This window comes from Aeromicrobium sp. P2_G6, from assembly GCF_056403535.1.
Genome location: NZ_JBFUFH010000005.1, coordinates 333,399 through 346,484, shown reverse-complemented (window position 1 = coordinate 346,484; position 13,086 = coordinate 333,399). Strand labels below are relative to the sequence as shown.

The following is a 13,086-nucleotide window of genomic DNA, read 5'->3' as shown; positions in this document are numbered from 1 at the left end:
AGCGCTCAGGAACGGAGTGTCGGATCGAACAGATCCATGGCGACCAGCACCATCGTGTTGTGGCTGACGCAGGTCTGAAGGACTATGTCGGCGTCCGGCAGGTCCCTCACCTTGGCGCTGCCGCGGGGCACGTGACCGATCGTCGTCACGACGTACGTGCCGTCCTTGACGCCGTCGCCCGAGAGCTTGATCGCGTCGCCCTTGCCGAGCTTGGGCATCCACTCCAGCCCGCCGCAGTAGTCGTGCTCCGCGACCAGCACCGGCCGGTGGGCGCCGACGAACACCGCGATCGGCCCCTTGCAGAAGTCGAGCATGAGGTCGGACTGCTTGAGGTTCGATGCCGCGAAGATCGTGCGGACGAACTTGGGCTTGGGCGGCGGTATGGGTTTGGTGACCCGGTCGAGCGTCGCAGACTCGAGTGCGGTGGGTGCTGAAGAAGCGGGCCGCGACGCGGATCCGGACGTCAGCAGGAGCACGGCGAGCACCATGCTCGCTGCGACGACGAGAGCTGCGAACAGTCGCTTGATCGTGCCACCTCCCTGCCGATTCCATCGTACGAGGCCCTCCGGTGTGCAGCGACTTCCGAAAAAGTGCGCGGCAACGTGAGACGGTGTGGCTCGTCCGGACATCTGTGGATAGGGACGTCCGTACATCGCACAGATCGGAGCGCCGGGTGACACCACCGACGACCACCGCCGAAGGCGCCGGGGACCGCGAGCTGCTGGCTCGCGCCGCGGCCGGCGATCGGGCTGCGTTCGGCCAGTTGTACGACCGGCACGTACGGCCGGTCTACTGGCAGGCGTACTCGGTCGTCCGCGACGCCAGCGAGGCCGAAGACATCACCCAGGACGTGTTCATCACGACGTGGGACAAGATCCGGCACATCTCGATCGTCGACGAGTCAGTGCTGCCGTGGCTCCTGGTCACCGCCCGGTTCACGGCACTCAATGCCCGCCGCCGGTCACAGAAGGTTCGGGCCCGCAGCACACAGCTGAACCCTGAGCTGGCCGACGACTCATCGGTCGAGGACGAGGTCGTCGCCAGTCAGATCCGCAGCGAGATCGACAAGGCGGTCGCCGCGCTGTCCGCCACCGACCGCCGCCTCTACGACATGTGCGTGGCGGGCGATCACACGTACGAGCTGGCGGCCCGCGAGCTCGGCGTCAGTCACGCCGTCGTCCGCAACCGCATCTCACGCCTCCGAACCCGGCTTCGCGCCGACCTCCGTTCCATGAGGGAGACATCATGAACACCCCCACGCTCACTGACGACCGCGTCGCGACGATGCGCTCATCGGTCATGCTCGCCGTCGACCAGGACATCGCCAAGCGCGGTCGCCGGGCCCGCACCACGATCGGCCTCGCCGCGGCGAGCGTGCTCGTGGTCGGCTTCGGCTCGGTGGGCATCAATGCGCTGAGCAACGTCAGCAGTGGTGGCGACAGCGGGGACAGTGCCGGCAGTTCGGCCACGAGGGAAACCGCTCCGGACAGCGGCTTGACGCAGAACGACGCCGGCGGTGACTCCAAGGCCGCTGCGCCGGAAGCCGACCGCGAGGTCATCACGACCGGCGAGGTCACGGTGTCTGTCACCGACCCCCGTGCAGTCGCCCAGAAGATCAGCGCGTACGCCGAGTCGATCGGCGGCCGGGTCGACAGCCGCACCGAGGACGGCAACGGCAACGATGCGTCGGCGTTCGTCACGGTCCGGGTTCCGAGCACCAAGGTCACCGCGACGATCGACAAGCTCAAGACGTACGGCACGGTCGAGGACGTCTCGCTGCAGAACGAGGACGTCACGGCGCAGGCCAAGGATCTCGATGCCCGCATCGACGCGCTGCGGCTCTCGATCGACCGGCTCGAGAAGATCATGGCGAACTCCGACACCAGCGCCGAGCTCATCAAGGCCGAGAACGCACTGACCCAGCGGCAGGAGCAGCTCGAGAGCCTCGAGGCCCAGCGCAAGCAGATCGCCGACCAGGTCTCCCTCTCGACGCTGTCGATCCACCTGTCCCAGAAGTCACAGCCGGACTCGGTCGAGCCCGGCGGGTTCAAGGGCGGGCTCACCGACGGGTGGAACGCCCTGGTCGCGACGGTCAACAACATCGTCGAGGTCGCCGGCACGCTGCTGCCGTGGGCCGGGATCCTGCTTGGGCTCTACGGCCTCTACTGGATCGCGTCGCGCCGTCGCGGCTGGAGCTGACCTCGTCTCACTATTCGAACAGATGTTCGACAATCTCGGCGGTTTGCCGTAATGTTGTCAGTGCGTCGATCCGGAACGAAATGGATCGGGTGAGAACCCTTCAGTGGGCCCCAAGGTTGATGATGACTCCCTGCCCGTACGGCCTGAAGGCTTCTTGTGTCTGTTGCTCCTGTCGTGTCGCTCCCGCACCCGTTGGTGGGTGCGGTCGAGCAGATCGAGGGCGCGTTGGATCGTATGCCTGTCGGTGGGTGGTCCGGTCTGGAACCGGTGGTGTTGCGGGAGTGCGCCGAGCGGTTGATGCGGGTCGAGGCGCGGGTCAAGGCGCAGCTGATGGCCGTCACCCGGGCGTTGGACGAGACCGGGCTCGCGAAGGCGTCCGGGGCTTCGTCGACCGGGGCGATGCTGGCCGGGTCATTCGGTGGTGACCGCCGGGCCGCTGATGGGCTGATCAACCAGGCCAAACAGCTCGACCGCGCACCCGCGACCGGCGATGCGCTGGCCCGCGGTGACATCGGCCCGGCGCAGGCCGCGATCATCGCCAACGCGGTCGCTGACCTGCCTGACGACACCACGGCGGAGCAGAAGCAGGCGTGTGAGGACACGTTGATCGGTGACGCCGGCCGGTTCAACTTGAAGGACCTGCGGTCGCGGTCCAGGCGGATCACCGACCAGTACAAGCCCGAACCCCAGGTCGACGAGATCGAGAACCGGACGCTGGAGGACCAGGAGAAGGACGCCTGGCGGCGTTCGGAGTTCTGGATGGTCAACGACGGTGACGGGACCTGCCGCGGCGGGTTCCGTATCCCCGAAGCCCAGGCTGACATGCTCAAGATCGCGATCGATGCCATCAGCGCACCCCGCCGCGACCACCTCCACGACCAGACCCCGGCTGCGGAGTCCTACTACGACAAGGACCTGGAATACCGGCACCGCCTCGGCATGGGCTTCGCCGAGCTGTGCAACCACCTGCCCGGCGACACCCTGCCCGGCAAGGGCGGACTCGGCGCCACGTTGATGGTCCGGTTCGACTACGACACCCTCCTCGCCGGCATCAAACCGGCCACCTTGTCCACCGGCACCCGGGTCAGCGCCGGGCAGGCCCGCCAGATGGCCTGCCGGCTCGGCATGATCCCGCAGGTGTTCAACGGCAAGTCGTTGCCGTTGGATCACGGACATGAGCAACGGGTCTTCACCAAGACCCAACGCCAGGCCATGGAGAACCGTGACGGCGGGTGCACCTTCCCCGGCTGTGACAGGCCACCCGAATGGTGCGAAGCCCATCACTGGCGCACCAGATGGGCCGACGGCTCCCAGACCACCCTCGACGACGGTGTTCTGATCTGCCCCTTCCACCACCGCACCGTCCACGACAAAGGGTGGGCCATCCGGATGTCACCCGTCGACGGCTACCCCGAATACAAACCACCCGGAACCGACACCTGGAAACGAAACCACCGCTGGCGACCCTGAGGTGGATTCAGCTCTCACCAAGGAACTCACGCGCGACGCCCTTCGGCACGCACATCCGCCACGCGTCGATCACGAGCTCCTCCATCTCGTCCCGGTCGAGCGCCGCCATCTTGGCGACGACCCACTGATAGCGCATGTCACTCTCGGAGGGCAGCTGGAAGGTCTCGGGCCGCGACGACACGAGGTGCTCGCGCTCCTCGCGCGGGAACCCGAAGCCCATCAAGGTCTCATCGCGGGAGAACGCGACGAACACCAGGCTCCCGACCCGGAACTTGATGCGGTCACGCACCAACACCTCGTACGCCCGCGGCAGCGTGAGCGCCACACGACGCACGTCCTCGACCGTGATCATGCCCAGAGCGTATGACGGCCTCCCGACAAGTGACGGAAGCCAAAAACAGCAAACCCCGCCACACTGCACCTCTGCAACGGACAATAGGCCAAATGAGTCGCCTGACCGCCCGCACCCACCACATCGGGGTGACCGTTGCCCGCGGACTGGACCGGATGATCACAGCGGAGCGACTGAAGCTCTACCCGCTCGCCCTGCTCGTCACGAGCGCCGTGGTGATGGTGGCGGCGATCAGCCTGGGCGACCTCCCCCACCTCGCCGGCGGTGAGATCGTCCTGCCCGACTTTCTGGCTCACTGGACGGGCGGCCGGATGCTGCTGGACGGAGACACCGGAGCGCTGCACGACCCCGCCGCGCAGGGAGCCGTACAGGCCGGTGAGGTCGGAGACGACACGTTGTCGTGGTTCGTCTCACCCCCCTTCGCGGCCTACCTCTATGCCCCCTTCGCCCTGCTGGGGTACGGCCAGGCGGCCATCGCGTGGACCGTGTTCTCCATGGCCTGCCTCGTCGCCGCCGCGTACCTGGCCCGGCCGATCGCCCCGAAGCTCTTCCGCGACCATCCGGCTGGCGTGTATCTCGTGCTCGCCGCAACCCAGCCCGTGTTCGAGCTTCTCGGGTCAGGACAGGACACCGGCCTGTCGATTCTCCTTTGGGTGTGTGGCATCCGCCTGCTGCTCGCGGGCCGGGAAGTGCTCGGTGGTGCGGTGCTCGCAATCGGGCTGTTCAAGCCGCAGCTCTTCTTCGTGGTGCCGTTCGTCCTCCTCGCCCAGCGACGTTGGCGGGCTCTGGGCGCCTGGTCCGCAACCGCACTCGGCCTCGGCCTCGTGTCTGTCGGGACCGTGGGCGTCGGGGGGCTGACCGACTGGATCAAAGTGCCGTTCTCGGACCTGTTCCACTCTGCTGTGCAGATCGGCCAGGCATGGAAGATGCAGTCGCTTCCCGCACTGGCCTCGACCCTGGGTCTCTGGTCGTGGGTCGCTGAGCTGGTGGTCCTGGGTGCAGTCGCCGTCTTCCTCCGCCAGCTCTGGCGCGCTCGCGCCCTTGGGGTGGGCGATCTGCCGATGTGGATGCTGGCCATGATGGCAACCGTCGTCGCCTCCCCGCACCTGGTCGTGTACGACCTCGTAGTGGCGCTCGTCCCCATCCTGTGGCTCGTTGAGCACAACAACACCCGCGCGGTGCGCGTGACCTGCGTGGCGTTGTTCGCACTGACGTGGACCGTCTCGGCCCGGCACTTCCTCGGAGGACCGTTCGACGCGGCCTGGTCCGCGATCCCCCTAGTGATCCTGTGGACCGTTCTCGCCCGGTCGATCGGGGTCGCCCGAAGGTTGGAGGAACACCCGGATGGCTCGGTCGACGGCCAGGTCGCACCAGGACAGCTCGACCCAGCCACCTGACAGGATGACGGGCGTGACCTCACTCCAGGACCGCAGGACGAGCTGGTCCGACGCCGCACCCGTACCGTTCTGGCTCGACACGTCGGACCGACCTCCGGCGCGCCCCGGACTCGAAGGCGACGTCCTGACCGACCTTGCTGTCGTGGGCGGCGGGTTCACCGGGCTGTGGACCGCACTGATGGCCAAGGAGCGCGACCCGGCGCGCGAGGTCGTGCTGATCGAGGCCGATCGGATCGCCGGCGAGGCCACCGGCCGCAACGGCGGCTTCTGCTCCGCGAGCCTGACGCACGGCGAGGCCAACGGACGGGAGCGCTGGCCCGATGAGTACGACCAGCTGCACCGCCTCGGCATGGAGAACCTCGACGAGATCGCCGCGACGATCGAGCGCTACGGCATCGACTGCGACTTCCAGCGGACCGGCGAGCTCGCGGTGGCGACGCGGCCGCACGAGCTCGCAGAATACGACTCGTCGGCGCCGGACTACCTCGACTCCGAGGCGTTGCGCCAGGAGGTCGACTCACCGACGTACCTCGGCGGCACCTGGGACCGCGAGGGCACCGCGATGTTGGACCCGGCGCGTCTGGCCTGGGGCCTCGCCGCGGCAGCCGAGGCGGCCGGCGTGCGGATCGTCGAACGTACACGCGTGGCCGAGCTCAAGGCGCACGACGACCGAGTGGTTCTACGCACCGAGTCCGGCACTGTCACGGCCAACCGCGTGGCGCTCGCGACCAACGCGTTCCCGCCGCTGCTCGGTCGGCTGAGATTCCACACCGTGCCGGTCTACGACTACGTGCTCATGACCGAGCCACTCACCGACGAACAACTCGCCTCGGTCGGCTGGGCCAACCGCCAGGGCCTCTCGGACTCGGGCAACCAGTTCCACTACTACCGGATCACTGCCGACAACCGGATCCTGTGGGGCGGTTACGACGCGATCTATCACTTCGGCCGAGGGATCCGGCGAAAGTACGACCATCGCCCGCAGACGTATGCGGCGCTGGCGGCGAACTTCTTCGAGACGTTTCCGCAGCTCACCGGCCTGCAGTTCTCACATCACTGGGGCGGCGTGATCGACACCTGCACCCGGTTCTGCGCGTTCTTCGGCACCGCGCACCACGGACGGGTGGCGTACGCGACCGGCTACACCGGGCTGGGTGTCGGCGCCTCGCGGTTCGGCGCCAACGTCATGCTCGACCTGCTGTCGGGCGAGCAGACCGAGCGGACCCGGCTCGAGATGGTGCGCACCAAGCCCATGCCGTTCCCGCCCGAGCCATTCGCCTGGATCGGCATCCAGATCACGACGTGGTCGCTCAAGCGCGCGGACCGCACCGGCCGGCGCAACCTGTGGCTCCGCCTGCTCGACCGCCTGGGGCTGGGCTTCGACTCCTAGGCGTTCTGCTCGCCCAGCGCGTTGACCATCCAGTTGATCCCGAACTTGTCGGTGACCATGCCGAACGTGTCGCCCCACGGGGCCTTCTCGAACGGCGCCGTCACGGTGCCACCTGCGGAGAGGCCCTCGAAGTAGCCACGGAGCTCAGCCTCGTCCTCGCCACTCAGCGAGACCGAGATGTTGGTGCCGGGGTTGTGCTCCATCGAGTTGGGCGTGTCGGCGGCCATCAGGGTCAGACCGCCGGGGGTCTCGAGCTGCGAGTGCATGATCTTGTCGGCCTCGGCCGGGTCGTCGCTCATCTGGTATTCGCCGAACGTGGCTCGGGTCAGCTCACCGCCGAGCACCGACTGGTAGAACTCCATCGCCTCGCCCGCGTTGTCGCGGAAGCTGATGTAGGGGTTGAGTATCGTCGCCATGATGTCTCCTCGTGTCGAGCCGGATCGCTGATCAGGACCAGCACAGCACGAGGGTCAGACAGTTGTCACGAGGTCGCGCAGGGATTGGTCGGACGCGAACAGCGCCTCTCGGTCGTACGTCGACGTCGACGCCAGGAGCTCGTCGGCCCCGGTCCTCTCGGCGAGCTGCTCCAGTGCACGCCGTACGGTCTGCGGGCTCCCCGCGACGGCCCGATCCAAGGTCGCCTCGACCCGGTTCGTGACCTGCGTCGTCCAGGCCTGTCGACGGATGTCGGCGACCGGCTCCAGCGGCGGGAACTCGCCGGTCTGCCGAGACCGCGCCATCGCCCACGCCTCCGGCAGCGCCAGCTCGCGAGCCGTGGCATCGTCGTCCGCCACCGTGACGTCGAGCGACACCACGACGTAGGGGCGTTCGACACCCGGACTCGGCCGGAAGTCACGCCGATAGGCCGCGAGGACTTCGTCGAGTCGCGGTTCCGCGAGGATCGGCCCGCCGATGACGACCGGCAGCCCGAGTCGCGCGGCGATGACGGTGCCGCGCCCGGTCGCGAGGACGTACATCGGGATCCGACCAGGTGCCTGCGGTCGGGCGGTGACGGCGGCATCGCCGTCGAGGTATGCCCGCAGGGCGCGCAGGTCGTCCTCGAACGTGTCGGCCTCGTGGTCGCGAAGCGCCTCACGCACGGGCGCGGTGAACCCCAACGAGCGGCCGAGCCCCAGGTCCATCCGTCCGGGGTGCAGCGCCTCCAGCATGAGGAACTGCTCCGCGACCACGAGCGGTTGGTGATGCGGCAGCATGACGCCGGCGGAGCCCAGGCGGATGCGGTCCGTGCGGGCCCCGATCGCGGCCAGCAACACGGGCGGCGAACCGCTCGCGATGCCAGGCACGGCGTGGTGCTCCGCGACCCAGAACCGGTCGTATCCCAGCTGTTCAGCGTTGACCGCGCGCTCGATCGAGCCGGTCAGGCCCTCGGCCTCGGGACGACCCACACGCGTACGCGAACGGTCCAGGAGCGAAAGTCTCACGCGTTGTTCAACTCACGTGCGACGCTGCGGCTTCCCGTGAGTTCGCCGTCGTCCGGAACACGAAGCGTCTGTACGACCAGAATCGGAACGCCGTGCCCAGCGCGAGACCGATGACATTGGCCGAGATGTTGTCAGCCAGCCGGCTCGTCAGGCCGAGAAGGTCGTGCGACACCGCAAGGGTCAGGACGGAGAAGCCGAGCCCGATGACGTTGAACAGCACGAACAGCGCAACCTCCCGGCGCCGCCCGCCGGACGTCTCGCCACGCCACGTGACCGCCCGGTTCCCGATGTACGTGACGACCATGGCGAGTGCGACAGCGAGCGACTTGGCCACCGAGGGATCCAGAGTGTTGACGATCGGCGCCGTGCGCAGGTAGTTGAACGCGCTGACGTCGACGGCGTATCCGATCCCGCCGACCGTCAGGAAGCTGACGACTTCGGGACTCAGCCGTCGGGCCAACACGTCAGGCGCCATGCGGGCGCCCCACCAACGCCGGTGCCCGGCGGCGGGCGTTGCGGAGCTCTTGCCACCGCCAGACCACAACCCGCACGACGGCCTCTCGGACTATCGCTCCCGACATCTTGGACTCCCCCACCGCGCGATCCGTGAACGTGATGGGAAGCTCGGTCACCGAAAGGCCGATCTGCCTCGCTCGCCACGTGTTCTCGATCTGGAACGAATAGCCGTTCGACTGCGACCCCAACGCACCCAGCCGAAGCAACGATTCGCGCCGGAACGCCCGGAACCCGGCCGTGGCATCGTGGACGTCGAGTCGCAGCAGCGTGCGTACGTACGCGTTGCCGGCCCGCGAGATCGCCCGACGGCGCCAGCTCCAGTTGCGTACCTGACCTCCGTGGACGTAGCGCGAGCCGATCGCCACGTCGGCTGTGTCAAGTGCCGCGATCAGGGCCGGGATGCTGGCCGGTGGATGCGACAGGTCCGCGTCCATCTGGACGATGACGTCATACGCCCGATCCACGGCCCAGGTGAACCCCGCCCGATAAGCAGCGCCGAGGCCGTCCTTCTCGGCGCGACTCAACAGGAAGATCCGCCGACCATGTGCCGTGTGCGCCTGCACGAGCAGGGCGGTCCCGTCAGGGCTGTTGTCGTCGACCACGAGGATGTCGGCGTCCGGGGCACTGACGAGGACTGCGTCGAGCACGGACTCGATGCCGAGCGCCTCGTTGTAGGTCGGGATGACAACGATCGTGTTCATGGGCGTAGCTCCTTGAGGGGTGTCGAGTCGTGGCAGCCGCCGACGGCTGAGGGTGCGGGCCGGTCGACGCCGGCCCGCAGGTAGATCGTGCGGCCGCAGACCGTGCCGACCGGCCGGTAGTCCTGCGTGAGGATGGAGCTTGTGCGAGCCGTGTCGAGGCCCCATGAGCGGAGGTGGTTCCAGGTGACGAACCACGTCGGCGGGGTGGGACCGGTCAACACCGCATCGAGGCTGGTCAACAAGGGATCCAGGGTTTTGACCGGCAGGCTCCACAGCTGGGCGTACGGCGAACGCAGACCTGAGGTGTACGTGACATCGGCGTGACCCCACGCGGTCACGATCGTGTCGCCCGGCTCCGCCGATGCCGCGACCGCCCGCCCGACGGTCTGGCCGGTGGTTCCCTGATGCGTGGTCAGGTTGAGCGCCCAGCAGAAGCATCCGGCGACGGCGACGTACACGATCACCGGCCGCGCGGCGAAGGGCCGGCGGCTGGCGAGCACGCCGGTTGCCACCGACAACGGCACGACCAGCTCGACGAGATAGTGGTGCCAGTAGTTCCCGCCCAGGAGGACGGATGTGACAGCGAATCCTGTCATGGCGACCAGTGAGGACCACAGGGGGTCGCGTTGGCGACGGATCACCTGGTCCCGGGCGACCACGACCAGCAACAGCCCCAACCCGCTGACGAGCGCAGCAACGGCAAGACTGGTGAGCCGGGCGATCGAGTGCTGACTTCCACCCGTGGCCTGGACCTGGTCGGCGTGAATGCGGAACGGATACATCGCGTCGAACACGCCGGCGAGCGATGTCCCGTGCTCGATGGTCCAGATCGCCATCACCACCGCGGTGGCCGCAGCACCGGCGACTGCTCCCCCGATCAGGGTCCAGAAGCGGTCGCGGTCGCGGCGCCACCACGACAGACCGAACGCGACCGCACCGAACACGGCGACGTCCGCGAGGTTCTGCTTGATGAGCAGCGACGCCATCGCGAACGCCCCCGCCACGCCGGCCGCCCAGACCGCAGCACGTCGGTCGGTCGAACGTACGGCGAGGACCACGTACGCGATCCCGCCGAGAGTGCAAGGTGCGGCCAGCAGCTCGCCATTGACCTCATACCCACCCAGCAAAGGACTGAGGCACAAGCCGGCCGCCGTCACGGCGGACCATGCTGCTGCCCCGCGGCCGCCGATCATCGCGGCGATGCGCGCGGAGCCGATCACTACGACTGCGACCGCGACACACCCGATCAGGCGCAGCGCGGTGAGCCCGCCGTGCGCCGCGGCGAGACGAAAGATCGTGATCAGCAACGGTGGCCGGTCGACCCAGTAGCTCCGGTAGAGCGACGAGCCCGCACCGTCCCACTGGCCGCCGACCAGCAGGAAGCCCGCTTCGTCCGGGCTGGGCGCGCGTGACAGGAATGGCAGACGGGCGGCCACCGCCACCGTCGCGGAGGCGGCGACCGTCCAGTTCGGGAGGGTGGCCAGGCCGCCGGGCGTACGTAACGAGCGGTCCGCCATGGCTGTCATGGCGTCACTGTCATCCCGCGAACCTGCCCATGACCTGACTGCATCGCCGTACGCCCCGCATCCGCGTGGACGCGTGGTGCACCATGGCGGCATGACCGTGGTGGGCATCTGCGAGGACGACGCCGACGTCCGGCGTGTGTTGACCGATGCGCTGCGCATGAGCGGCCACCAGGTCGTGATCGCCCGCAACGGGCGGGAGGCGGTCGACAACCTCGGACCCTCGAGCGGCGTCGAGGTGCTGATCCTCGACGTCGGCCTGCCGGACGCGGATGGCCGTGACGTGTGCCAAGCGCTGCGGGCCGGAGGGCAACATGCGCCCGTGTTGTTCCTGACGGCGCTTGACGCTGTCCACGACCGGGTGTCGGGCTTCCATGCCGGCGGCGACGACTACGTCGTCAAGCCGTTCGCGATCTCCGAGGTGCTGGTGCGGGTCGACGCGCTGCACCGCCGCAGTCGGTCTGAACCAGCCGCTGTCAGCGGTCTCACGCTCAATCCCGACCGCCTGTCGGTGCACGTCGACGAGCGCGAGGTCCCGCTCACCCCGACGGAGTACCGGCTGCTCGCGGCCATCGCCGCCGAGCCGGGTGTCGTCGTACGCCGGAGGGCCGCCGTCGCGGCGGCCTGGCCGGACGGGGCGATCGTCAACGAGAACACGATCGACTCGTACGTGCGCCGTTTGCGGGTCAAGCTCGCCTCAATCGACTCCCCAGTCGAGCTCGTCACCGTGCGTGGCGTCGGGTTCACCCTGCGATGAGGACCCCGGGTCGCACACTGATCTCACGGATCGTCCTGTCGACGCTGCTCGTGACCGCGATCGCGATGGTCGCGGTGGTGGGCACGGTGATGCTGATCCTGTCGACGCTGACCAGGAACGACATCGACAACCGTCTGCACGACCAGCTGGCCGCTGTGGCGGCGACCGTCGACGTCTCGGGCGACGAGAGGGTGACCGCTGCCGAGACTCAGGACGACTCGATCGACGACACGACGTGGATCTTCACGAACGACGGCCGGCTCGTCGAAGGCCCGCGGGTCGCCGAGCGGGTGACCGAGGCGGCCACGTCGCTGTCGGGCGTACGCAAGGAGGCGGAGCTCGAAAGGTATCGACGGTCCTTCCTGGCCGCGCCGGTGTCCAGGAACGGTGAGAAGGTTGCTGTCGTCGTCGTCGCGGCCCGCCTGGAGCCGTACGAGTCGACCCGAAACCTCACACTGCTGGGCCTCGTGGTCCTCGGCGTCGTGGTGACCGGCGGCTCCGCCGCAGTCGCGTGGTGGACGGTGCGGCGTACGTTGGGGCCCGTTGAGTCGATGGCTCTGCGCGCCGAGGACTGGAGCGAGCACGACCTGGACTCTCGGTTCGAGGCGACGAACACCGACGACGAGTTCGGCCGGCTCGGCCGCACGCTGAATGTCCTCCTCGACCGGGTGGCCGGCGCCCTGCGGAGCGAGCAGCAACTGACCTCGGAGCTCGCGCACGAGCTGCGCACGCCCTTGACGGCGATCCGCGGAGAGGCCGAGCTCGGCGTCATGACCTCCTCCGACCCGGACGTGCAGGCCCGGTTCGGCCGGGTCGTCGACGTCGTGGACCGCATGAGCACCACGATCTCGTCGCTCGTCGCGATCGCCCGCAACGCGCCACGACCCGAGGCGCGMACGACTGTGACAGCACTCGTCGGCTCGACCCTCGAGGACCTCGACACCTCCGGCAAACACGTCGTGGTGGACGTCGGCACCATCGAGATCGCAGCTCCCAGCGAACTCGCCATCAGGGCGCTCGCGCCCGTCGTCGAGAACGCGTTGCGGCATGCCAGCTCATCGGTGACGTTCACCGCGACGACCCACGAACGTACGGTCGACATCACGGTCAGCGACGACGGTGAGGGTGTGGGCTCGAACGACACGGAATCGGTGTTCGTCTCGGGCCACCGCGGACCCCAGAGCAACGGCGCCGGTCTCGGTCTCGCCCTGGCTCGACGCGTCGCTCGTACGCTCGGGGGCGACGTGCGAGTCACGTCCATCTCGGACCCGACGAGCTTCACGCTGTCGCTGCCTCGCAACTGAGCCGCACGTGGTCAGGTTGCTTGCAGGTTGGTGGC

General features: G+C 68.3%; 14 protein-coding genes. 7 read left to right on the top strand and 7 right to left on the bottom strand.

The window, feature by feature from the left end:
• Window positions 1-5: 5 nt before the first annotated feature.
• Window positions 6-488, bottom strand: a complete 483-nt coding sequence (locus AC1DVU_RS17400) for a hypothetical protein (protein ID WP_476923723.1) — start codon at window positions 486-488, stop codon at window positions 6-8.
• A 185-nt stretch (window positions 489-673) separates the two neighbouring features.
• On the opposite strand from AC1DVU_RS17400, the gene AC1DVU_RS17395 reads away from it, so the two are divergent.
• The 3 genes from AC1DVU_RS17395 to AC1DVU_RS17385 all read left to right on the top strand — a co-directional run bounded on the left by AC1DVU_RS17395 (window position 674) and on the right by AC1DVU_RS17385 (window position 3,669).
• Window positions 674-1,249: an RNA polymerase sigma factor gene (locus AC1DVU_RS17395; protein ID WP_476923722.1), complete on the top strand. Its 576-nt coding sequence runs from the start codon at window positions 674-676 to the stop codon at window positions 1,247-1,249.
• Window positions 1,246-2,199, top strand: a complete 954-nt coding sequence (locus AC1DVU_RS17390; RefSeq protein ID WP_476923721.1) for a DUF4349 domain-containing protein — start codon at window positions 1,246-1,248, stop codon at window positions 2,197-2,199. Before AC1DVU_RS17395 ends, AC1DVU_RS17390 begins: the two co-directional genes overlap by 4 nt.
• Window positions 2,200-2,355: 156 nt before the next feature.
• Window positions 2,356-3,669: an HNH endonuclease signature motif containing protein gene (locus AC1DVU_RS17385; protein WP_476923720.1), complete on the top strand. Its 1,314-nt coding sequence runs from the start codon at window positions 2,356-2,358 to the stop codon at window positions 3,667-3,669.
• Window positions 3,670-3,676: 7 nt separating this feature from the next.
• Here AC1DVU_RS17385 and AC1DVU_RS17380 read toward each other — a convergent pair whose 3' ends face one another.
• Window positions 3,677-4,021: an MmcQ/YjbR family DNA-binding protein gene (locus AC1DVU_RS17380; RefSeq protein WP_476923719.1), complete on the bottom strand. Its 345-nt coding sequence runs from the start codon at window positions 4,019-4,021 to the stop codon at window positions 3,677-3,679.
• A 92-nt stretch (window positions 4,022-4,113) separates the two neighbouring features.
• On the opposite strand from AC1DVU_RS17380, the gene AC1DVU_RS17375 reads away from it, so the two are divergent.
• Together AC1DVU_RS17375 and AC1DVU_RS17370 are read left to right on the top strand one after the other, a co-directional pair.
• Window positions 4,114-5,418: a glycosyltransferase family 87 protein gene (locus AC1DVU_RS17375; RefSeq protein ID WP_476923718.1), complete on the top strand. Its 1,305-nt coding sequence runs from the start codon at window positions 4,114-4,116 to the stop codon at window positions 5,416-5,418.
• 13 nt (window positions 5,419-5,431) lie between these two features.
• Window positions 5,432-6,808: an NAD(P)/FAD-dependent oxidoreductase gene (locus AC1DVU_RS17370; protein ID WP_476923717.1), complete on the top strand. Its 1,377-nt coding sequence runs from the start codon at window positions 5,432-5,434 to the stop codon at window positions 6,806-6,808.
• Here AC1DVU_RS17370 and AC1DVU_RS17365 read toward each other — a convergent pair.
• From AC1DVU_RS17365 to AC1DVU_RS17345, 5 genes are read right to left on the bottom strand one after another with little or no spacing between them, the layout of a single operon-like run.
• Window positions 6,805-7,224 carry a VOC family protein gene (locus AC1DVU_RS17365; protein WP_476923716.1) on the bottom strand — a complete coding sequence of 140 codons (420 nt, stop codon included), beginning with the start codon at window positions 7,222-7,224 and terminating at the stop codon, window positions 6,805-6,807. The two genes, AC1DVU_RS17370 and AC1DVU_RS17365, sit on opposite strands and share 4 nt — an antisense overlap.
• Window positions 7,225-7,278: 54 nt before the next feature.
• The gene (locus tag AC1DVU_RS17360) at window positions 7,279-8,250 is read right to left on the bottom strand and encodes an LLM class flavin-dependent oxidoreductase (protein WP_476923715.1); all 972 of its coding nucleotides are present in this window, start codon (window positions 8,248-8,250) and stop codon (window positions 7,279-7,281) included.
• A gap of 7 nt (window positions 8,251-8,257) precedes the next feature.
• Window positions 8,258-8,725 (bottom strand): GtrA family protein, encoded by a 468-nt coding sequence (locus tag AC1DVU_RS17355; protein ID WP_476923714.1) that lies wholly within the window; start codon window positions 8,723-8,725, stop codon window positions 8,258-8,260.
• Entirely contained in the window at window positions 8,715-9,467 is a 753-nt protein-coding gene (locus AC1DVU_RS17350) for a polyprenol monophosphomannose synthase (protein WP_476923713.1), read from the bottom strand. Before AC1DVU_RS17350 ends, AC1DVU_RS17355 begins: the two co-directional genes overlap by 11 nt.
• On the bottom strand, window positions 9,464-10,993 hold the full coding sequence (locus AC1DVU_RS17345) for a hypothetical protein (protein ID WP_476923712.1): 1,530 nt from the start codon (window positions 10,991-10,993) through the stop codon (window positions 9,464-9,466). Before AC1DVU_RS17345 ends, AC1DVU_RS17350 begins: the two co-directional genes overlap by 4 nt.
• Window positions 10,994-11,084: 91 nt before the next feature.
• On the opposite strand from AC1DVU_RS17345, the gene AC1DVU_RS17340 reads away from it, so the two are divergent.
• Window positions 11,085-11,747 carry a response regulator transcription factor gene (locus AC1DVU_RS17340; RefSeq protein ID WP_476923711.1) on the top strand — a complete coding sequence of 221 codons (663 nt, stop codon included), beginning with the start codon at window positions 11,085-11,087 and terminating at the stop codon, window positions 11,745-11,747.
• On the top strand, window positions 11,744-13,051 hold the full coding sequence (locus AC1DVU_RS17335; protein ID WP_476923710.1) for a sensor histidine kinase: 1,308 nt from the start codon (window positions 11,744-11,746) through the stop codon (window positions 13,049-13,051). Before AC1DVU_RS17340 ends, AC1DVU_RS17335 begins: the two co-directional genes overlap by 4 nt.
• Window positions 13,052-13,086: the final 35 nt, after the last annotated feature.

Coding starts and splice junctions, on each gene's coding strand:
- AC1DVU_RS17355 (WP_476923714.1), bottom strand. CDS start 8,725: ATGGCGCCTGACGTGTTGGCCCGACGGCTGAGTCCCGAAGTCGTCAGC.
- AC1DVU_RS17345 (WP_476923712.1), bottom strand. CDS start 10,993: ATGACAGCCATGGCGGACCGCTCGTTACGTACGCCCGGCGGCCTGGCC.
- AC1DVU_RS17380 (WP_476923719.1), bottom strand. CDS start 4,021: ATGATCACGGTCGAGGACGTGCGTCGTGTGGCGCTCACGCTGCCGCGG.
- AC1DVU_RS17400 (WP_476923723.1), bottom strand. CDS start 488: ATGGTGCTCGCCGTGCTCCTGCTGACGTCCGGATCCGCGTCGCGGCCC.
- AC1DVU_RS17375 (WP_476923718.1), top strand. CDS start 4,114: ATGAGTCGCCTGACCGCCCGCACCCACCACATCGGGGTGACCGTTGCC.
- AC1DVU_RS17340 (WP_476923711.1), top strand. CDS start 11,085: ATGACCGTGGTGGGCATCTGCGAGGACGACGCCGACGTCCGGCGTGTG.
- AC1DVU_RS17350 (WP_476923713.1), bottom strand. CDS start 9,467: ATGAACACGATCGTTGTCATCCCGACCTACAACGAGGCGCTCGGCATC.
- AC1DVU_RS17365 (WP_476923716.1), bottom strand. CDS start 7,224: ATGGCGACGATACTCAACCCCTACATCAGCTTCCGCGACAACGCGGGC.
- AC1DVU_RS17390 (WP_476923721.1), top strand. CDS start 1,246: ATGAACACCCCCACGCTCACTGACGACCGCGTCGCGACGATGCGCTCA.